General features: G+C 72.9%; 23 protein-coding genes and 1 pseudogene. 8 read left to right on the plus strand and 16 right to left on the minus strand.

What is annotated here, in order from left to right:
* Positions 1 to 8: 8 nt before the first annotated feature.
* From BN2279_RS01060 to BN2279_RS01080, 6 genes are all read right to left on the minus strand, one after another.
* On the minus strand, positions 9 to 629 hold the full coding sequence (locus BN2279_RS01060) for a DUF47 domain-containing protein (protein WP_059005784.1): 621 nt from the start codon (positions 627 to 629) through the stop codon (positions 9 to 11).
* Between the two features lie 97 nt (positions 630 to 726).
* Complete coding sequence (locus BN2279_RS01065; RefSeq protein ID WP_059005836.1) at positions 727 to 1,065, minus strand: DUF2516 family protein; 339 nt, start codon at positions 1,063 to 1,065, stop codon at positions 727 to 729.
* A 103-nt stretch (positions 1,066 to 1,168) separates the two neighbouring features.
* Positions 1,169 to 1,705 (minus strand): hypothetical protein, encoded by a 537-nt coding sequence (locus BN2279_RS01070; RefSeq protein ID WP_059005785.1) that lies wholly within the window; start codon positions 1,703 to 1,705, stop codon positions 1,169 to 1,171.
* A gap of 2 nt (positions 1,706 to 1,707) precedes the next feature.
* On the minus strand, positions 1,708 to 2,088 hold the full coding sequence (locus BN2279_RS01075; RefSeq protein ID WP_059005786.1) for a helix-turn-helix domain-containing protein: 381 nt from the start codon (positions 2,086 to 2,088) through the stop codon (positions 1,708 to 1,710).
* Between the two features lie 67 nt (positions 2,089 to 2,155).
* Positions 2,156 to 2,281, minus strand: a complete 126-nt coding sequence (locus tag BN2279_RS30080) for a DUF6126 family protein (protein ID WP_234347257.1) — start codon at positions 2,279 to 2,281, stop codon at positions 2,156 to 2,158.
* A gap of 17 nt (positions 2,282 to 2,298) precedes the next feature.
* Positions 2,299 to 2,940 carry a helix-turn-helix domain-containing protein gene (locus tag BN2279_RS01080; protein ID WP_059005787.1) on the minus strand — a complete coding sequence of 214 codons (642 nt, stop codon included), beginning with the start codon at positions 2,938 to 2,940 and terminating at the stop codon, positions 2,299 to 2,301.
* On the opposite strand from BN2279_RS01080, the pseudogene BN2279_RS26940 reads away from it, so the two are divergent.
* Positions 2,931 to 3,251, plus strand: a pseudogene (locus BN2279_RS26940) (vitamin K epoxide reductase family protein); the annotation flags it as partial. The gene BN2279_RS01080 and the pseudogene BN2279_RS26940 sit on opposite strands and share 10 nt — an antisense overlap.
* A 63-nt stretch (positions 3,252 to 3,314) precedes the next feature.
* On the opposite strand, the gene BN2279_RS01085 reads toward BN2279_RS26940, so the two are convergent.
* The gene (locus tag BN2279_RS01085) at positions 3,315 to 3,905 is read right to left on the minus strand and encodes a TetR/AcrR family transcriptional regulator (protein WP_159037014.1); all 591 of its coding nucleotides are present in this window, start codon (positions 3,903 to 3,905) and stop codon (positions 3,315 to 3,317) included.
* Between the two features lie 77 nt (positions 3,906 to 3,982).
* On the opposite strand from BN2279_RS01085, the gene BN2279_RS29675 reads away from it, so the two are divergent.
* Both BN2279_RS29675 and BN2279_RS01090 read left to right on the plus strand, forming a co-directional pair.
* Positions 3,983 to 4,138 (plus strand): hypothetical protein, encoded by a 156-nt coding sequence (locus BN2279_RS29675; RefSeq protein WP_199827594.1) that lies wholly within the window; start codon positions 3,983 to 3,985, stop codon positions 4,136 to 4,138.
* Complete coding sequence (locus tag BN2279_RS01090; protein WP_159037015.1) at positions 4,135 to 4,401, plus strand: DUF4190 domain-containing protein; 267 nt, start codon at positions 4,135 to 4,137, stop codon at positions 4,399 to 4,401. The genes BN2279_RS29675 and BN2279_RS01090 overlap by 4 nt, the downstream gene beginning before the upstream one ends.
* Before the next feature lie 34 nt (positions 4,402 to 4,435).
* Here BN2279_RS01090 and BN2279_RS31305 read toward each other — a convergent pair whose 3' ends face one another.
* Positions 4,436 to 6,268, minus strand: a complete 1,833-nt coding sequence (locus BN2279_RS31305) for an FAD-dependent monooxygenase (protein WP_059005790.1) — start codon at positions 6,266 to 6,268, stop codon at positions 4,436 to 4,438.
* A 183-nt stretch (positions 6,269 to 6,451) separates the two neighbouring features.
* Positions 6,452 to 7,036 carry a TetR/AcrR family transcriptional regulator gene (locus tag BN2279_RS01100; protein WP_059005791.1) on the minus strand — a complete coding sequence of 195 codons (585 nt, stop codon included), beginning with the start codon at positions 7,034 to 7,036 and terminating at the stop codon, positions 6,452 to 6,454.
* Positions 7,037 to 7,284: 248 nt separating this feature from the next.
* Between BN2279_RS01100 and BN2279_RS01105 the strand changes: the two genes are divergently transcribed.
* Complete coding sequence (locus BN2279_RS01105) at positions 7,285 to 8,799, plus strand: MDR family MFS transporter (protein ID WP_079031717.1); 1,515 nt, start codon at positions 7,285 to 7,287, stop codon at positions 8,797 to 8,799.
* A 55-nt stretch (positions 8,800 to 8,854) separates the two neighbouring features.
* On the opposite strand, the gene BN2279_RS01110 is transcribed toward BN2279_RS01105, so the two are convergent.
* Positions 8,855 to 9,451 carry a DedA family protein gene (locus tag BN2279_RS01110; RefSeq protein WP_234347269.1) on the minus strand — a complete coding sequence of 199 codons (597 nt, stop codon included), beginning with the start codon at positions 9,449 to 9,451 and terminating at the stop codon, positions 8,855 to 8,857.
* Positions 9,452 to 9,641: 190 nt separating this feature from the next.
* Between BN2279_RS01110 and BN2279_RS01115 the strand changes: the two genes are divergently transcribed.
* The 3 genes from BN2279_RS01115 (at position 9,642) to BN2279_RS01125 (ending at position 12,328) form a co-directional block, all read left to right on the plus strand.
* Positions 9,642 to 10,784 (plus strand): ATP-binding protein, encoded by a 1,143-nt coding sequence (locus BN2279_RS01115; RefSeq protein WP_059005792.1) that lies wholly within the window; start codon positions 9,642 to 9,644, stop codon positions 10,782 to 10,784.
* The gene (locus tag BN2279_RS01120) at positions 10,775 to 11,419 is read left to right on the plus strand and encodes a response regulator transcription factor (RefSeq protein ID WP_059005793.1); all 645 of its coding nucleotides are present in this window, start codon (positions 10,775 to 10,777) and stop codon (positions 11,417 to 11,419) included. Before BN2279_RS01115 ends, BN2279_RS01120 begins: the two co-directional genes overlap by 10 nt.
* Before the next feature lie 63 nt (positions 11,420 to 11,482).
* Positions 11,483 to 12,328 carry a MerR family transcriptional regulator gene (locus tag BN2279_RS01125; protein ID WP_059005794.1) on the plus strand — a complete coding sequence of 282 codons (846 nt, stop codon included), beginning with the start codon at positions 11,483 to 11,485 and terminating at the stop codon, positions 12,326 to 12,328.
* Here BN2279_RS01125 and BN2279_RS01130 read toward each other — a convergent pair.
* From BN2279_RS01130 to BN2279_RS01145, 4 genes are all read right to left on the minus strand, one after another.
* A complete protein-coding gene (locus BN2279_RS01130; protein WP_059005795.1) occupies positions 12,325 to 12,741 on the minus strand; it encodes an ankyrin repeat domain-containing protein in 417 nt (138 codons plus the stop codon). The two genes, BN2279_RS01125 and BN2279_RS01130, sit on opposite strands and share 4 nt — an antisense overlap.
* Before the next feature lie 168 nt (positions 12,742 to 12,909).
* On the minus strand, positions 12,910 to 14,040 hold the full coding sequence (locus BN2279_RS01135; protein WP_059005796.1) for an aminoglycoside phosphotransferase family protein: 1,131 nt from the start codon (positions 14,038 to 14,040) through the stop codon (positions 12,910 to 12,912).
* A gap of 166 nt (positions 14,041 to 14,206) precedes the next feature.
* A complete protein-coding gene (locus BN2279_RS01140) occupies positions 14,207 to 14,899 on the minus strand; it encodes an HAD family hydrolase (protein WP_059005797.1) in 693 nt (230 codons plus the stop codon).
* Complete coding sequence (locus BN2279_RS01145) at positions 14,900 to 15,766, minus strand: winged helix-turn-helix domain-containing protein (RefSeq protein WP_234347260.1); 867 nt, start codon at positions 15,764 to 15,766, stop codon at positions 14,900 to 14,902.
* A 155-nt stretch (positions 15,767 to 15,921) separates the two neighbouring features.
* Here BN2279_RS01145 and BN2279_RS01150 point away from each other — a divergent pair, with 155 nt between their 5' ends.
* Complete coding sequence (locus BN2279_RS01150; protein WP_059005799.1) at positions 15,922 to 16,107, plus strand: hypothetical protein; 186 nt, start codon at positions 15,922 to 15,924, stop codon at positions 16,105 to 16,107.
* Positions 16,108 to 16,126: 19 nt separating this feature from the next.
* Here BN2279_RS01150 and BN2279_RS01155 read toward each other — a convergent pair whose 3' ends face one another.
* Both BN2279_RS01155 and BN2279_RS01160 read right to left on the minus strand, forming a co-directional pair.
* Complete coding sequence (locus tag BN2279_RS01155) at positions 16,127 to 17,374, minus strand: GNAT family N-acetyltransferase (RefSeq protein WP_059005800.1); 1,248 nt, start codon at positions 17,372 to 17,374, stop codon at positions 16,127 to 16,129.
* A 90-nt stretch (positions 17,375 to 17,464) separates the two neighbouring features.
* The gene (locus BN2279_RS01160) at positions 17,465 to 18,391 is read right to left on the minus strand and encodes an asparaginase (RefSeq protein ID WP_059005801.1); all 927 of its coding nucleotides are present in this window, start codon (positions 18,389 to 18,391) and stop codon (positions 17,465 to 17,467) included.
* Positions 18,392 to 18,407 lie beyond the last annotated feature (16 nt).

An 18,407-nucleotide genomic window follows, 5' to 3' on the forward strand; every position in this document is an offset into this window, starting at 1 on the left:
TGTGGGTCTCAGGACTCCTTGACCACGATGGTCTCGACCGTGTTGGCCACCGACTCGAACGCGTCGGCGGCCTCTTCCAGCACGTCCACGATCTGTTTGAGCTTCATGACCTCGATGGCCTCGTAACTGCCGCTGAACAGGTGCGCCAGGAGCTTGCGGTGGATCTGGTCCGCCTGGTTCTCCAGGCGGTTGACCTCGATCCAGTACTCGTCGAGATTGCGCATCGTCCGCAGGTGCGGCATGGCCTCGGCGGTCAACTCGGCGGCCCGCGCCAGCACTTCGATCTGCTGCTCGACACCCTTGGGCAGCTCGTCGATCTCGTACAGCACGACGAGATCGACCGCCTCCTCCATCGCGTCCATGATGTCGTCGAGGCGTGAGGCGAGACGGTAGATGTCCTCGCGGTCGAAGGGGGTGACGAAGGTGGAGTTGAGCTGGTGGAAGATCGCGTGCGTCGCGTCGTCCCCGGCGTGCTCCGCGGCGCGCATCCGGTCGGCGATCTCGACGCGCGTAGCGGGGTCGGCCCCGAGGAGCTCCATCAACAGTTTCGAGCCACTGAGAACGTTGTCGGCTGCCGTGGCGAACAGTTCGTAGAAGCTTGTCTCCTGTGGCGTCAGGCGAAAGCGCACTGGCAGTTCCTCTGGCGTTCATCAGCGGGTGTCCCCGTTGATGCTAAGCGCAGAAACCGGCCACGGCTAACCCTCTGCGCGAGGGAACACCCGCTCGTTACCTGTTGCCGTTGTACGGCCCGTACGGTCCGTCACTGCTGCTCCAGCCGCCGCCGCCCCGGCCCCCGCCCGAGACCGACCGGACGGCCGGACGGACGTCCACCAGGTAGACGATCGTGGCGATCGTGCCGGCGAGCACCAGCAGCAGCCACGGGATCAGGAGCTGGACGACCACCGTGATGCCCAGGATGAGCAGCCAGAACGGCTTCGTCTGCTTGTCGACGGCGCGGAAGGCGTCCTCGCGCTGGAGAGCCGCGTGCACGAGGGCGTAGAGGCTGAGGAGGAGCAGCCCGAGAAAGATGAAGCTCACAACGGAGCTGAAGCCTTGCAGCAGCATGCTCTCCACCACCATGTCGATTCGCCGGCCGTCTCCTTCCACGCTACCGGCCGGGGGCCCGGGCGCGTAATGCCCGGGCCCCCGGGGCGGCGGGCGTCACGTCCTACGGCGCGGTCTTCTTCGGCGCGGTCTTGCGGGCGCCCGTGGTCTTGCGGGCGCGCGGCTTGGCCTCCGACGCGGCGGCGGACTCGGCGGCTTCCGCGACCGGCTCGGCGACCGGCTCCGTGAACGGCTCGGTGACGGGCTCGGCCACCGGCTCGGTGACGGGCTCGGTGAACGGCTTGGCCTCCGGCTCGGTGAACGGCACCCGCTCGACGGTGACCTCGGTCTCCGCCGCCCCGGCCGCGTCCCCGTCGTCGCCGCGCCGCCGCTCGACGATGGTCTTGCCGCGCTCGGCGAGCCCGTCGTACGCCTCGCGGGCCTTCACCGCGTACTCCAGGGCCATGCCGACGCCCTGGAGCGCCACGTTCTGCGCCTGCTCGCGCAGCTTCGGCAGCCGCTCGGGCGCCTCGGCCCGCAGCCGGTCGATGGTCGCGGGCAGCTCGCGGAGCTTCTCGGCCGCCAGGTCGACGGTGCCGGCGGCGACGTAGAGCGGGGTCGCGTTGGTCAGTGTCTTGCGGAGGTCCTCGGTGAAGGCCATGGTCAGTCCCCTCCCGGTGGGCTGTTCTGGTCGCGGAATGAGCTGTAGATCTGGAGCAGTGCCTGCTTCTGCTCCTCGGTGAGGTGCGGATCGGCGAGCACCGCCTCCCGCACCCCGGCCCCGGTCGCCCGGTCGCCCGCACTCTCCTGCGAGCGCTCGTCGAGAATCCCGGCCTGCACGTAGAGCGTCTCGGCGGAGATCCGCAGACCCTTGGCGATCTGCTGGAGGATCTCCGCGCTGGGCTTGCGCAGCCCGCGCTCGATCTGGCTGAGATACGGATTCGACACCCCGGCCGCCTCCGCGAGCTGCCGCAACGACAAGCGCGCCTGCCGACGCTGCTCCCGGAGGAACTCCCCGAGGTTCCCGACGCCGAGTGAAGCCATGCGCCCCAGGGTGCCGCACTCCGCTAACTATTGCAAGCGAACGCTTGCAGGAGCGCCCACCACCCCGTCAGGCGCCGCCGCCCATCTCGAAGAGGAAGATCAGGAACGCCGCGAAGAGGTGGCCCAGCAGGCCGTAGACGAGGATGCGGATCCACAGGCCGCGCGGGATGCGTTCGCGCTGGGACGGGGGCATGTCGGTCTCCCGGGGGTTCAGTGCCGGGTGGGCCGGTCGCCGAGGCACAGGTCGGCGGTGGCGCTCCGCAGCAGGGTGTGGACGAAGAGCAGTTCGGTCCCGCCGGGGGTGGCGGCGCCGATGCGGTGGGGGGTGAGCGAGTCGAAGTGCGCGCTGTCCCCCTCGTGCAACAGGTGCTCGGTCTCGCCGAGGAACAGCCGCAGCCGGCCGCGCAGGACGTACAGCCACTCCTCGCCGGGGTGGACGCGGACCGGGTCGGGCCGGCCGTCGCCGCCGTGCGGGACGTGGACGCGCAGGGCCTGCATGCCCCGGTTCGGCCCGCCGGCCTGCCAGTACGTCCAGCCGCCGGCCTCGCGCGCGACCGCGCTCCCCGCCCGGACGACCGGGTCGCGTCCGGGGGCCGTCTCGCCGAGCAGTTCGGAGACGGTCGTACCGTAGATCCGGGCGAGGCCGAGCAGCATCGGCAGCGAGGGCTGGCGCTGTCCCGTCTCCAGCCGCGACAGGTGCGCCGGTGACAGCCCGGCCCGTCCGGCGGCGCCCTCCAGCGTCGGCGCCGACGGAGGGGGTCGCGAGGGGATCCGTGGGGGGCCGAGCGGGAAAGGCAACGGCAGGGGGGCGGCGCCGGGTCGGGCGGACGGTGTGGNGCGAGATGGTGACATCGGCGATGGACGTGGAGCGCACCGAGGGACCGGTGCGCGGCGGGGACGGGCGGCCGGGCACCGGCGCGGGGCGGGCGTTCGCGCTGATGCTGGTCATCACGGGCCTGGCCGGGGTGGTGGCCTCGTGGGTCATCGTCCTGGACAAGTTCCACCTGCTGGAGGACCCGGACTTCAGCCCGGCCTGCAGCCTCAACCCCGTCGTCTCCTGCGGCAGCATCATGGAGAGCGACCAGGCCGAGGTGTTCGGCTTCCCCAACCCGATGCTCGGGCTCGTCACCTACGGCATGGTCGTCGCCATCGGCATGGGGCTGCGCATGGCTCCGATTGAGCCAGAGGGTTTCCTTCCGGGCAAATTTCTTGCCTCTGAGGCAAACTCAGGCGGCCGGGTCGCCCAGGCCGGTCCACAGGGCCGTCATCATCATGTCGGCCGCCTCCTCGGCGGTGACGCCCGGCTTGTCCTCCAGCCACAGCGCGAGGCGCTCGCCCGCGCCGACGACGATCTGGGCGTACATGTCGGCCGCCCGCGCGTCGCGGGTCAGGCCGTGGCCGGAGAGGAAGCCGGCGATGAAGTCCGCCTGCTGGTTGCGGAGCGACTCCAGCTCCTCGCCCGCGCCGCCGGCGAGCAGGGACGCCTCGCGGTTGAGGACGGACCACGCCTGGCGGTGGTCCTCGATGAAACGGAAGAACGCCACCAGCGCGCCGCGCAGGCCCTCGCGGGCGTCGTCCGTCTCCTTCACGGCGGCCACCGACATCTGGTGCAGGTCGGTGCGGGCGCGGGTGAGGATCGCCACGAGAAGGCCCTGTTTGGAGCCGAAGTAGTCGTAGATCACCGGCTTGGACACGCCGACGCGTTCGGCCAGTTCGTCCATCGTCGCCTTGAGGAACCCACGCTCGGAGAACAGGCCCTCGGCGACGGTGAGGATCTGCTGCTCCCGCTCGGCGCGGGTCATGCGCTGCCTTGACACGGAGGTGAACTTACCGCCAGTAGGCTACTTGCGGTATCCTACTCGGAGTAGCCTACTGGGAGTAGGAGGTCCGACTCATGATCGCCCTCATCGCGGCGTTCGCCCTGCTGGGGCTCTTCACCGGCACGGCGGCGCATGTGCCGCCCGCCGTCTCCCTCGTGGCGGGAGGAGTCATCGCCTGCTGGCTCGCCGTTCTCGCCTACCGCGAGCGGCGGAGGGGGATGTGGTGGTGACGCACACGGAGACCCGCCCGCGGCGGAGCGCCGCCCGCACGGCCGACGTGATGGCCCTCTGGTCGTTCGTCACCGGCCTCGTGGGCCTGCTCGTGTTCAACATCGTGCTGGGCCCGATCGCCCTGATCCTGGGCGCCCGCGCCCTGTTCGCCCACACGAGCCGACGCCCACGCGCCATCGCCGGCATGGCCCTGGGCGCCACCGACCTGATCCTCCTGGCCTTCCTCGCGACGGCGGACAGCACCGTGACCTGGCAGTTCTAGGACCCGCCCGGCGCGGCCGAGGGCGTTGCCGCGGTCATCGGCCCGGGTGGTCCGGGGTCCGGTGGAGGAGCGTTTCCAGGGCGCGTGCCAGTGTCGCGCCGGGGGTGTCCGTGCCGCCGGGGGAGCGCCAGGCCACGAAACGGTCCGGGCGCACCAGCACCGCCCCGGCCGGGGAGTGGCCGCGCCAGCGGGTCCAGGTGGAGCGGACGTCGCGGTAGTCCCCGTCCAGATGGCCGATCCGTACGGCGTCCAGCGGCAGGTCCGCCCGCGCGGCGATCTTCGCCGCCGCCTCGCACCACGCGTGCCCGTCCTCCCCGGCGACGAGCAGGAAACGGCCGGGCCGGACGAGTTGGGCCAGGGGCAGCCGCCGACCGTCTCCGTCCTCCAGGTTCTCCGGAGTCTCCGGGTTCTCCAGCCACGCGTGCGGCAGCGGATGGCCGGGGCGGGCGGCGGGCTGGTAGAGGCGGATCGGGTCCGGGTTCTCCGGCGGGGGCGTGCCGTCGGGGACGACGGCGCCGCTCGCGTTGTAGGTGTAGCCGAACTCGACGCCCAGCCCGTCGAATTCCATGGACTGCGCGGCGACGGTCCGCCGGAACGCGCGCCGGAACTCGGCGTCGGCCGGGTCGTCGCTCCACAGCCGGCGGACGCGGCGCCAGTTCTCCTCGGGCGGGTCGCCCGGCCGCGCGCCGAGCAGGGCGGAGATCGCGAGCTGGTTGAAGGCGTTCTCCAGCGAACGCCGGACGTTCGCGGCGGCTGTCGGCCGTCGCTCCGGCTCGTAGGTGTCGAGCAGTTCCTCCCCGGCGTGGCCGCCGAGCACGGCGGCGAGCTTCCAGGCGAGGTTCTGCACGTCGTGCATCGCCGACGTCAGGCCGAGGCCGCCGGTCGGCGGCTGGCGGTGCGCGGCGTCGCCCGCCAGGAAGACGCGGCCGACGCGGAACCGGTCCGCGGTGACGCCCTCCACCGCCCAGCGCGATATGCGGTGGACCGACAGATCGGCGGCGCCGAGCCCGAGCGCGGTGCGCAGGTCGGCGAGCACGGCCTCGTCGTCCAGGGCACGGACGTCCTCCAGGCCGTAGTGGAGGTGGAACGCCCACTCCTCCGACTCGGGACCCCACCGGTCTGGTCCCATCGGCACCAGCACGCCGCCCGCGCCGAGGTCGGGCAGTCCGAGCCAGCGGATCAGCACCTCCGGGTCCCGCGCCCACCGCGACAGGTCGGCGGAGAGGTGGAACGAGACCATGCGCGTGACGTCGCGCAGCCCCTCCAGGCGGACCCCGAGCGCGGGCCCGACCGTCCGGCCGCCGTCGCAGCCCAGCAGATACCGCGCCCTGACCCGGTACGAGGCGCCGGAGCCCAGGTCGGTGACGGTGGCGGTGACCCCGTCCGCGTCCTGCGCGAACGCCGTCAGCTCCTGGTGGAAACGGACCCTGCCCGGCGCCAGCTCCTCCGCGCGCGCCCGCAGCCGGGGCTCCAGACGCATCTGCGGCAGGTTGGCCTGCCGCTCCGCGCTGGCCGCCGCCCACTCCGGGGAACGGCCGCCCGCGCCCCACGCCTCCATGACGGCGACCCGGCGCCCGTAGTCGGCGCCCTCGCCCGCCAGGCCGACGTACCAGCCGGAGTAGGCCATCTGCCGGGCCGGTGTCGAGGCGGCGTAGATCGCCTCGGCGAGCCCGACATCGCGCATGATCTCCATGGCCCGCTGGTTCAGGACGTGGGCCTTGGGCAGGTCCGAGGTCGTGGGGGAGGCGCTGACCAGCAGCGACCCGACGCCCATGCGGCTGAGCAGCATCGAGGCGGTCAACCCGGCCGCGCCGCCGCCGACGACGAGGACGGGCACGTGGAGATCGTCGGCGCCGGTGTCGGGCATGGGACTCCCTTGACGGTCTTCGGTCGAGGAGGCGAGGGGAGACAAGGGCAGGGGCCGTTGCCGTGGCGTCCCATGTCTTCCCAGCGCGTGGCGGGAAGCCGACTCCGAACGCGAGACAAGCACATAAATCACCTGTGCAGATGAATCCGGGTCAGCGGAGGTTTGCCCCCCTCCGGCCGGCGATCAGCCCGCGTCGTCCTCCGCGTGCGCGCGTTCCACCAGCTCGATCGCGACCCGCAGCGCGGCCAGCCGCTTCTCCTCCGGCGGGGCGTCGACGTGCCGCAGCCCGTGCATGCCCACGTGCATCGTGAACAGCGCGCTCATGCAGCGCATCCGGTCGGTCAGCGTCGCGCGCTCCGGCAGCATCAGGTCGCTCATGAGCAGCACGCGTTCCTTGAGGTCCGCGCCGATGCTCAGCTCCCGCAGCGACGCCTGGTTCTCGTGCAGGAAACGGAAGAGCGGCTCGGCGCCGCTGAGGGCCTCGCTGTACCGGCGCAGCACCTCGCGCCGTACCTCCAGGGTGGGCGGCTGCTCGCGCGCCCACGCCATCAGCTCGTCCATGGGGCGGGTCAGGTCCTCGACCAGGCCGTTGAGGATGTCCTCCTTGGTCCGGAAGTGGTAGTACAGCGCCGCCTTGGTCACATCGAGCCGTTCGGCGATCTCGCGGAGGGACGTCTTGTCGTACCCCTGCTCGGCGAACAGCTCCAGAGCGACGTCCTGGATGCGCTGGCGGGTGTCGGACCGCCGTGTCTGCCGCGTGCTGTTCATCGTGCTCCCGGGCTCCCCACATACTTGCTTGACGACCGGCTAGTAAGAGTTCTAGCGTCTTCAGGGTACGCCTACTAGCCGGGCGGCAAGTAAGCCAGAAGTCAGGGGAACGGGGAAGAAACGTGTCCGAGAGTCCGGCCGACAGCAGCACCGGTCCCATAGGCGGGGCGGCTTCCGGCCCGCCCGCCGAGGCCGGTGGGTCCGCGGAATCCGCCGGGCCCGCTCCGCGCAGCGTCCGCGTCGTCCTGATGGCGCTGCTGATCTCGATCATGCTCGCCATGCTGGACAACATGATCATCGGCACGGCGATGCCCACCATCGTCGGTGAACTCGGCGGGGTGGAGCACCTCTCCTGGGTGGTCACCGCCTACACCCTCGCCACCGCCGCCTCCACCCCCATCTGGGGCAAGATCGGCGACATGTACGGCAGGAAGGGCGCCTTCCTCACCGCGATCGTGATCTTCCTCGCCGGCTCCGCGCTCTCCGGCCTGGCCCAGGACATGGGCCAGCTCATCGGCTTCCGCGTCATCCAGGGGCTGGGCGCCGGCGGCCTGATGGTCGGCACCATGGCGATCATCGGCGACCTCATCCCGCCGCGCGAGCGCGGCAAGTACCAGGGCATGATCGCGGGCGTGATGGCCCTGGCCATGATCGGCGGCCCGGCCGTCGGCGGCGTCATCACCGACCTCCTCGGCTGGCGCTGGACCTTCTACATCAACCTGCCGCTCGGCGCCGTCGCCCTCGCCATGGTCACGGCGGTGCTGCACCTGCCGAAGCGGCGCGCGACCGCCCGTATCGACTACCTCGGCGCCGTGCTCCTCACCCTCGGCATCACCTCGTTCGTCCTCGTCACCACCTGGGGCGGCACCGAGTACGCCTGGGGCTCGGCGCGGATCATCGGCCTGATCGTCGTGGGCGTCGTCGCCCTCGCCGCGTTCCTGCGCGTCGAGACGCGGGCCGCCGAGCCGGTCATGCCGCCGCACATCTTCCGCAACCGCAACTTCACCCTCGTGACGGCCATCGGCTTCCTCAGCGGCTTCACCATGTTCGGCGCGATCCTCTACCTGCCGCTGTTCCAGCAGGCCGTGCAGGGCGCCTCCGCCACCAACTCGGGTCTGTTGCTGCTGCCGATGCTGCTCGCCATGATGGGCGTCTCCCTCGTCATCGGCCGGGCCACCACCCGCACCGGCCGCTACCGGATCTACCCGATCGTGGGCAGCGCGCTCATGGCGGTCGGCCTGCTGCTGCTCGCCCGGATGGACACCGGCACCTCGCGGCTCACCTCGGGCCTGTACATGGCGGTGCTCGGCGCGGGCCTCGGCTTCCTGCTCCAGATCACCATGCTGGTCGCGCAGAACAGCGTGGAGCTGAAGGACATGGGCGTCGCCTCCTCCACCGCCACCCTCTCCCGCACGCTGGGCAGCTCGTTCGGCGTCGCCATCATGGGCGCGCTCTTCACCAGCCGCGTCCAGGACGAGATGGAGGCACGCGGTGGCTCGGCCGTCACCGCCGAATCCGCCCAGCTCGACGCCGACAGCCTGGCCGCGCTGCCCACGGCGGCCCGCGAGATGTACCAGCAGGCGGTCGCCTCCGGCACCCAGGCGGCGTTCCTGGTCGGCGGCCTCATCGCGATCCTGGCGTTCGTCGCGAGCTGGTTCGTCCGCGAGGTCCCGCTGCGCGGCGGCCCCGCGGAGCAGAAGCCGGGCGGTCCCCGTCCGCCGTCCGCGTCCGAGGACCGGCCGGTCGCCGCCGGCACGGCCTGAAGGCACCGGCCCCGCGCGCGCCCTCGCCGTCACGGCCCGGGCCGCGCGGGCCCGGTCACGGCCCGGAGGCCCGGCGCCTTCCGCGGCCGGGGCGGGTGAGCCGGAGGGCGACGAACACCGCCACCGCGAGTGCCGCGGCGCCGAGGACGGCCTTGGAGTAGACGCCCACCAGATCGGTCACCCGCTCCCAGTCCTCGCCGAGGCGGTAGCCCGCCAGCACGAAGACGGTGTTCCAGATGGCGCTGCCGACCGTGGTGAGCAGGGTGAACGTCATCAGCGGCATCCGTTCGACACCGGCCGGCACGGAGATCAGGCTGCGGAAGAGAGGGATCATCCGGCCGAAGAAGACCGCCTTGGTGCCGTGCCGCGCGAACCACGCCTCCGTCCGCTCGATGTCGGCGACCTTCACCAGCGGCATCCTGGCCGCCACGGCGAGCAGCCGTTCGCGGCCGAACAGGGCGCCCACCCCGTAGAGCGCCAGCGCCCCGACGACCGAGCCGAGCGTCGTCATGAACAGCGCGGCCCCCAGGCTCATCCCGCCCTGGCTGGCCGTGAACCCGGCCAGGGGCAGGATCACTTCGCTGGGCAGGGGCGGGAAGAGGTTCTCCAGGGCGATGGCCGCGCCCGCGCCGGTGGCGCCGAGCGAGTCCATCAGGTCGGTGGCCCAGCCGGTGATACCGCCGGGATCCGCGGCCGGTTCGGCCGTTCCTTCGGTGGGGGAGAAGATCACGGTGGCGACGCTACGGACCTCCGTCCCCCGGGGGCGAGGGTGCCCGCCCCCGTCCCGGACCTGTGGAAAACCGCAGTCCGCGCGGCGGTCCGGCTCGGCTAGCGTGGAGTCCATGCGGAAGGTGGTGCGCGACCGGCTGCGGATGGCGGCCGGTCTGGCGGTGGGCGCGGCCACGGCGTTTCCCGGTGTCCTCGTCGCGCTCGTCGCGTACGCCCTGCCGGGCCGCCGGACGTCCGGGGCGCTGGTCCGCGTGGCCGCCCTGGAACGTGCCCGGGTGGCGCGGTTCCTGGCCGGCCGGGCCGTGCCCCTCCCGGAGGCGTCCCGCGCGGCGGGGCCTGAGGCGTCCCGCGCGGCGCTGCGGGATCTGACCGCGCGCTGGGCGCTGGGCGCGCTCGGCGCGCTGGTGCTGCTGTCGGTGGCCGTGGGCGCGGCCTACGGGTCGGCGCTGGTGTGGGGCTGGGCCTTCGCCGACGATCTGCGGAACGCCGGGGAGATCTTCGGGTCCGCGGTCGGCGGGTGGTTCCTGTTCTTCCTCGGCGCGCACGGGGTGTCGGCCGTCGCGGACCTGGAGGAGCGGCTCGTGCGGCGGACGTTCGGCCCCGGCGGCCCCGAGGCGCTGGAGCGGCGGATCGAGGAGCTGGCGGCCAGCCGGGCCGGGGTGGTGGAGGCCGTGCACGAGGAGCGGCGGCGGATCGAGCGCGACCTGCACGACGGGGTGCAGCAGCGGCTGGTGGCCGTCGGGATGCTGCTGGGCCGGGCGCGGCGCTCGGGCCGGGACGACGCCGAGGTGCGGGAGCTGCTGGCGCAGGCCCACCGGGAGGCCCGGCAGGCGATGAGCGACCTGCGCGAGGTGGCCTGGCGGGTCTACCCGACCGTGCTCGACGAAGCCGGGCTGCACGCGGCGCTGGAGGCGGTCGCCGAACGGTCGCCGCTGCCGGTGCGGCTGGACTACCGGCTGACCGCCCGGCCGGGCCGCGCGGCGGAGACGGTCGCCTACTTCGTGGTCTCCGAGGCGGTCACCAACGCCGTCAAGCACTCCGGAGCCCGGCTGATCGACATCCGGCTGGCCGACTCCGCCGCCCGGCCCGGCGTCATCGACGTGCGGGTGGTGGACGACGGCGTGGGCGGCGCCGATCCGGCGGGCAGCGGTCTGCTCGGCCTGGCCCGGCGGGCGTCGGCGCTCGACGGGACGCTGCGGGTGGAGAGCCCGGCGGGCGGGCCGACCGCGGTCGTGGCGGGGCTGCCGTGCGCGTGATCCTGGCGGACGACTCCACGCTGCTGCGCGAGGGGTTGGTCCGGCTGCTCACCGAGGAGGGCCATCAGGTGCCGGCCGCGGTCGGTGACGCAGACGCGCTGCTCGCCGCGGTGGACCGGGAGCCGCCCGATGTGGCGGTGGTCGACGTCCGGATGCCGCCGACGCACACCGACGAGAACCTGCGGGCCGCCCTGGAGATCCGGCGCCGCCACCCCGGCACCGGGGTCCTCGTGCTGTCCCAGTACGTGGAACGCCGGTACGCGACCGAGCTGTTGACCGGCGACCCGGCGGGCGTCGGCTACCTGCTGAAGGACCGGGTGACCGAGGTCGAGGAGTTCCTCGACGCGCTGCACCGGGTGGCGGCGGGCCGTACCGCGTTCGACCCGGAGGTGGTGCGGCGGCTCCTCGCGCGCAGCTCGCACGCCGAAGGGCTGGCGCGGCTCACGCCGCGCGAGCGGGAGGTGCTGCGCGAGATGGCGCAGGGCCACACCAACGCCGCCATCGCGGACCGGCTGTGGGTGTCGCGCAGCGCGGTCGAGAAACACATCAACGCCATCTTCGACAAGCTGGACCTGCCGGCGGCCGGCGGCCAGAGCCGCCGGGTACTGGCCGTGCTGCGGTACCTCGACGGCTGAACCGGCCGCTGGCGGAACGGCCTTGACCCTGACACCGTGTGAGGCGGTGGAGTAGGACGCGTCATGTTCACCATCGGAGATTTCGCCTGGCACGGCCGCGTGTCGGTCCGCATGCTGCGGCACTACGACGCGATCGGCCTGCTCCGCCCCGCCCGCACCGACCCCCGCACCGGTTACCGCTGGTACGAGGCCGCGCAGTTGACCCGGCTGAACCGCGTCGTCGCGCTCAGGGACCTCGGGTTCACGCTTCAGCAGGTGGCCGTCCTGCTCGACGAGCAGGTCAGCGCCGAGGAGCTGAACGGCATGCTGCGGCTGCGGCGCGCCGAGCTGGCCGACCGGGTCGCCGCGGACACGCGGCGGCTGGCCGGTGTCGCGGCGAGGCTCCGGATGATCGAGAGGGAGGGCCGCATGCCCACCGAGGAAGTCGTGCTGAAGAACGTCCCGGCCGTCCGCGTCGCGGAGCTGACCGGGATCGCCGCCAAGGACACCAACGAGGACATCGGCCCGGTCATCGAGCCGCTCTACGACGAGCTGGAACGCCGCCTGGCGGCGGCGGGGGTGGCCCCCACCGGGCCGGCCCTCGCGTACTACGAGCCGGTGCCGGACGGTGAGGGCGTCGTCGTGCACGCCGCGCTGCCGGTCGCCGTGGAGCCGGACGAGACGTACGGGTTCGCCGTGGTGGACCTGCCCGCGCTGGAGAGCGCGGCGACCGTCGTCCACCACGGACCCATGGACCACATCGTGTCCAGCCTCCAGGCCATCGCCCGGTGGACCGAGACGAACGGCTACCGCTCGCTGGGGATGGCGCGCGAGGTCTACCTGGAGTGCCCGGGCGAGGACCAGACCGACTGGGTGACGGAGTTGCAGGAGCCGGTCGCGCCGACCGGCCCCCGCCCCGCCGCCCGCTAGCGCGCGCCGAAGAGGTCGAGCAGCTCGGTCCTGCCGAACATGCGGGCCGTGTCGATGGCCGACGGATGGCCGGCCGACGGGTCCGCGCCCGCCTCCAGGAGGGTGCGGACCACCTCGACAGCGCCCTTGAACACGGCGCCGGCGATCGGCGTCTGCCCCTTGTCGTTGCCCTGGCGGGCGTCGGCGCCGCGGTCGAGCAGGACGCGGACGGTGTCCGCGTGGCCGTGGTAGGCCGCGAGCATCAGCAGCGTGTCGCCCTTGTCGTTGCTCAGGTTCGGCGGCACGCCCGCGTCCACGTAGGCGGCGACGGTCGCGGCGTCCCCCTCCCGCGCCAGATCGAAGATCTTCGCCGCGAGCTGGAGCACCTCCGGGTCGTGGGCGGGCTCGTTGGTCTCCGGGGCCGGGCCGGTCATGGGGACATCCTCCTGGGGAGAGGGAGTACGGAGCGGGTGGAACAGGTGAATCGGGTGGACCCCAGCCTACGTACTCCCGCCCCGCTGGTTCCCTCGAACCGGCGGGCATTCCGGGTGGATCGCGTGACGCCGCCGGCCCGGCGAGGGCCGTCCGGCGGGGCGCGGCCGTCATCCGCCGTCCGGCCGGCCCGGCCGCCACGCGGCGGTCCCGGTGGCCGCCGGAGCCGCCGGCGAGGGGGTCGCCGGAGCGGCGCTCCGCACCCGGGGCGCCCGCGTCGCGCCGAACGCCGCGTAGGCGGCCTCGACAGCACGAGGGCCGGGCACCCGGCCCAGCCCCAGTGTGCGCGCGGCGCGTCTGATCACGGCGCTCACCGCCTCGCCGGTGCGCGCGAGCTGGGCGGGCAGTTCGGCGGCCGGCGTCGAACGGACCACGTGCGCCTGCCGGATCACATCGGTGAACACCGACTGGACGCGCTTGTACGCCAGATAGCGCGGCAGGTCGCGCGACAGCCCGGCCGCCGCGCCCGGCAGGGACTCCCGCACCGCCCGCGCCCACCGCTCGGGGAACTCCCGCTCCTGCGCGGGCGGGTAGCCCATCAGGTGCAGGTGGGTGGCGAGGTCGTACACCGGGTCCCCGATCAGCGCCAGCTCCCAGTCGATCGTCCACAGCAGGCCGTCGGACTCCGCGACGATGAGGTTGTCGCGGTGCAGGTCGGCGTGGAGCAGGCAGAACGGGCGGTCCGTCAGCAGCGCGGCCTCCCTGGCGAGCGGCCCGGTCGGGGCCAGCACACCGGGATCGACGCCCAGCGCGGTGAACAGCCCGCCCAGGCGCGGTCGGTGGACGCCCCAGACGCGGCGCCGGGTGAAACGGATCAGGCCGCGCAGGAAGTCCCGGCTGGTGCGTGGCCGCAGGCCCGCCGGACAGCGGTGCGTCAGCGCGAGAGCGTCCGGCGACACGGTGGCCATGCGCCCGAACAGCGCGGCGAGCTGGGCGAGTTCGGCGTCGTGGAGGGGGGTGCCCGGCGGCCGGGACACCGACAGGGGCTCGCCCTCGATGAAGCCGTGCACACGCAGATCGCCGGGCCCGATGCGGTAGACGGGGGCGATGCGTTCCACGCCCAGCAGGGCCAGTTCGATGAGAAGGTCTTCCTCGTTGTCGAAACAGCGCGGGTCGAAGCGAGGCGCTCCGGGCCGTGGACGGCCGGCTTTCAGCCGTCCCAGGGGCGCCAGCTCCCCCTCCGCGCGCAGGACCTGCCAGATGCGGTGGTGCCCGCGGAGGGCAGGCAGCGGTTGGCTCATGGTGGTGGCCTTCCGGCGGCGAGTCGGTCGGGTTGGTCGGGGTGGTGACTGGTCGGTCGTACGTGCTTCCGGTTGTCCGTGGTTGGTCGTGAGGCGGTGTGGTTGGCCGGTTGACAGCACGGTACGCCGTACGGGGGGGTCTGCCGATGGCCCGAATGGGCAGGTCTCACCCGAAGGAGGGGGTGATGAGCGCCGTGAGAACCTGTTCGAGGGAGCGCACGACATACGACGCGCCCGCGTCTTCGAGCCGATCCGCCGCCGTCTCGTCCGGCGCGTATCCGATGAACGGCACCCCGGCCGCCGTCGCGGCGCCCAGGTCGGCGACGCTGTCGCCGATCATCAGGGACCGGTGGGCGGGTGTCCTGGTCGAGGCCAGGGCGCGCAACAGCGAGTCGGGGTGCGGCTTGAGCCGCCCGATGTCGCCGGTCCTGCCGTGGACCCGGCCGCCCACGTAGCCGGACAGCTTGTGCCGGCGCAGGTACTCCTCCGCGGCCAGCGGCGAGTTGTTGGTGGCGATGGCGACCTGCCTGCCGCGCGTGGACAGGGCCGCGATCAGCGCGGCGGCGTAGGGCGTCGGGAGGGCGGTGGCCGCGGCCGAGATCTCCTCGGTGGTCAGGGCGGCCTCCAGGCGCCGCACGATCGCCGTTCCCGGGCGGCGCCTGGCGATGCCGCGCAGCACCTGGTGCGGATCGGGGGAGGTCCGTAATTCGGCGGTCAGCAGCGCCGACACGGACAGCTCCGCGGTCAGCTCGCGCAGCCGGTGCGCGATGGACTCGGCGGTTCTGACCGCGAAGAGCTGGCAGACGGGGCCGTCGAAGTCGAAGAGAACACAGTTGGCGTTACCGATGAGTTCCCTCATCTAACCGAGTGTGAGCGGTTGGGCCAGCGTTGACCAGAGGGACTCGAACCACAAGTGTGACTCTTCAACGAACGCGGTGTCCGACGACGACCGGAAGACCTTCGAACTCAGGCCCAGGACGTCGTAGATCTCCAACTGCTCCCGCTCGAACTCCACGACGCGCGGCACGACTTGGTAGTACGCGGTCAGCACCTCGGTGCCGTTGAGCAGGTAGAGCTTCTGCACCGGGGTGATCGCGACGCTGCGGATCTCCACGCTGACCTTCGGGACCAGCCGCATCTCGGCCAGCGAGGTGAGCTGGTGGCGCAGAGACGTCGAGAACGTCCGGGTGAGCTGCCGGAGCCGGGCCAGCGGACGTTTGTCCAGGGGGTCCGACACCAGTCGGGGGTAGGCCAGCGGGGCGTCGGGGCTGGGCAGGAGGACCCGGACGGAGATGGAGACGGGGGCCAGTTCGCCCGCCGAGATGGCGATCAGGGGGGCGGCCAGCGCCGAGTTGAGCGTTTCGGTGGTGAGGCAGAACGCGTCGATGGAGACGTCCTCGGCCTGGAACGCGACGGCGATGCGGTCGGCCACCTCCACACCGGCCGGCCGGGGCGTGTCCGCCATCGGCGCGCTGACCATGGCCGGAGCGCCGCGTCCCCGGGTGCTGACGTAGCCCTCGCGTTCCAGGATGCCCAGCGCCTGCCGGACGATGGTCCGGTTGACGCCGAACTCCTCGACCAGGGCGCGCTGGGTGGGCAGCTTCGCGTGCATGGCGAGCGCGCCCGAGCGTATGCGGTCCCGCAGCACGCCGGCGACATGGTCCGATGAGAGCAGGTCGCCCACTGGGTGCGGGGGCTCGCTGTCCGGGGCGATCTCCTCACTCACGGCTCAACACCATACAACTTTCGGCCAGATGAAGAACGTTGATATGAGGACGTTTCCGAGCTGCCGCCAACTGGGGAAAACAAGCATATAGTTGGTTGACAACTTAGCCAACTTGCGGCGACCTCAGCGAAGTTGACGTGATGTGAGGAGTGGTCATGCTCATCTCCACGATTACCGTGGCTGCCCTCGGCATCGCGGTGGAGCGGGCGGTGGAAATCCAGTTCGGGCTGCCGGGCCTGGTCGGCCTGCTGATCCTGCGGACGGGACTTCAGCGGCGGAACTACACCTGTGCCTGGGTGGGCACGACGGTGTTAGTGACGCTGCTGGTCGGCGGCCTCTAGCCGGATCGGATCTGCGAAATCAGAAGATGTCGGGGCACCAGGGGCGGTGGTCCGTGCGGAGGAGCAGATCCGCACGGGCCGCCGCTCCCGTCGTCTCCTCCTCGATCCACCCCACGGCCGCGAGCCGCGTCGCGGAGAACTCCCCCAGGTAGAGACGGGCGAACACACCGGCGTCGAGTACGAGATCGGGCGCGCGCCGGGTGGGCGCGCACGTCGCCTCCCGCGGCGACGCGTCGAGCAGGTAACGGCCCTCGGCGAGGCCGAGCGGGTCGCGTATGCCGAGCACCAGCTCGCCCTCGGCGGCGTAGGAGCGGGCGGACAGCATCCGGGGCACGTCCAGCGGGCGCACCCAGAGGAGGTCCGCGTGCTCCCGGACGGCGGCGGCCCGCGCGTCGGGCAGCAGCAGCGGGAGCGGCGAGTCGGGCGCGGCCCGGCCGGTGTCCAGGGTCGTCACCCAGTCGATCGACAGCAGGAACCGCCACAGCGTCCACTCGGCGGCCGGCGAGGTGGCGATCAGGCTCTGGACGGTCGCGGCGTTCCCCGGCATGCTCGCTTCCCAGCGGTTCTCCACGGTGAACGTGACCAGCCCCCGCGGCACGCCGCCGGCGTCGCGGTACAGCACATGGAACGGCTCCTGCCACGGCTGGATGTCGAACCGCGCCTCCCCGGTGGCCCGCTCCCAGAACAGCGCGTCGCGGTCGACGGCCCCGGCCCGGCCCGCGCGGAACCGCTCGTGCAGCTCGGGCCCGGCCTTGCGCACCTCGGCGCCGTCCACGAAGGAGAGCGTCCCCTCGCTCTCCGGCAGCGCCCAGCGCGGGTCGAGCCCGGTGCGGGTGCCGTCCACCCGCCAGGTGGTGAACGCGGCGGCCGGCCCGAACCCGTACCGCCCGTAGATCCGGTACTCGGCGGCCACCAGTGTCGCGACGGCGTCGCCGCGTTCCTTGGCCTCGGCGAGATCGGCGGACATGAGCCCGCTGAGCAGCCCCCGCCGCCGGTGGGTGGCGTGGACGGTCACCGCGGTCACGGCGTTGGCCGCGACGGCGGCGCCGCCGGGGACGGTGAGCCGCTGATCGAAGCTGCGGAACGTGGCGACGCACCGCTCCCCGTCGAACACCCCGCGCGCCCGCCGGAAATCCTGCTTCGCCCGCCGCGCGTCCAGGGTCTCCTGGCTGAGGGCGGGAGGGTTGAGGAATCCGGTGTGCACCGCCCGGATCCAGGCGTCGGTGTCGGCGGCGCTGTCGACGACGAAACGAGTGCTCAGGGCCATGCCCCGAGGCTACGTCGCCGCCCGTGACCCGGGCCAAGGGGTTTTTCCGGTGCCCCCGCGCCCCCGGCGGCCCCTCCGGCGGCGGCCTCCTCAGAGGACCGCGCGGACCTCTCCCACCGGCCGGCCGCCGCCGAGGACCGGGGAAGCGGGGATCGCCGAGGCGTCCACGCCGAGCGAGGTCAGGGCGGCGGCCAGGACCGGGCCCCGGGCGCGGAGGGCGCCGTCCTCGATCTTCAGGGCGACCGCCCGGCCGTCCGGCAGGGCCACCGCCTGCACGGCCTCCGCGCCCGCCTTCGACAGCAGACCGGGAACCGCCCGCATCAGCAGCGTGTCCAGGCGGCCCGTGCCCGCCACGTACGCGGGGTGGGCCCGCATCGCGTCCGCCACGCGGCGTTCCGGGCTGCCGGGGGGCGCCAGGACCAGGGCGCGGAACGCCCGCGCCAGGCCCGCCAGCGACACCGCGAACAGCGGCGCGCCGCAGCCGTCCACCGCCACATGGGCCACCGGTTCGCCCGTCGCCGTCTCGACGGTCTCGCGGATCAGCCGCTGCAACGGGTGGTCCGGGGAGAGACAGTCCTCCAGCGACCAGCCGCGCACCCCGCACACGGCGAGCATCGCGGCGTGCTTGCCCGAGCAGTTCATCGCCGTCCGGCCGGCCGGCCCCGGCCCCTCGCCGTACCCGGGCCGCTCCTCCGGGCAGCGCAACGCCGCCTCCGTCAGGCCGTGTTCGGCCAGCAGCGCGCGCACCAGCTCCTGGTGGAAGTCCTCCCCGGCGTGGCTCGCCGCGGCCAGGGCGAGCCGTTCGCCCGCCAGGTCCAGGCCCGCGCGCAGGATGCCGGCGGCCTGCATCGGCTTGTTGGTGGAGCGCGGCAGGACGGGCGCGTCCACGTCGCCCACGGCCCGCTCCACCGTTCCGTCCGGCGCCAGGATCACCAGCGAGCCGTGGTGCCGCCCCTCCACGAAACCCGACCGCACCACTTCGGCGATCACCGGGGACGAGGAGGAGGACGGAAGCATCGTGCGGGCCTCTCGG

Source organism: Streptomyces specialis (assembly GCF_001493375.1).
Classification (GTDB): Bacteria; Actinomycetota; Actinomycetes; order Streptomycetales; family Streptomycetaceae; genus Streptomyces; species Streptomyces specialis.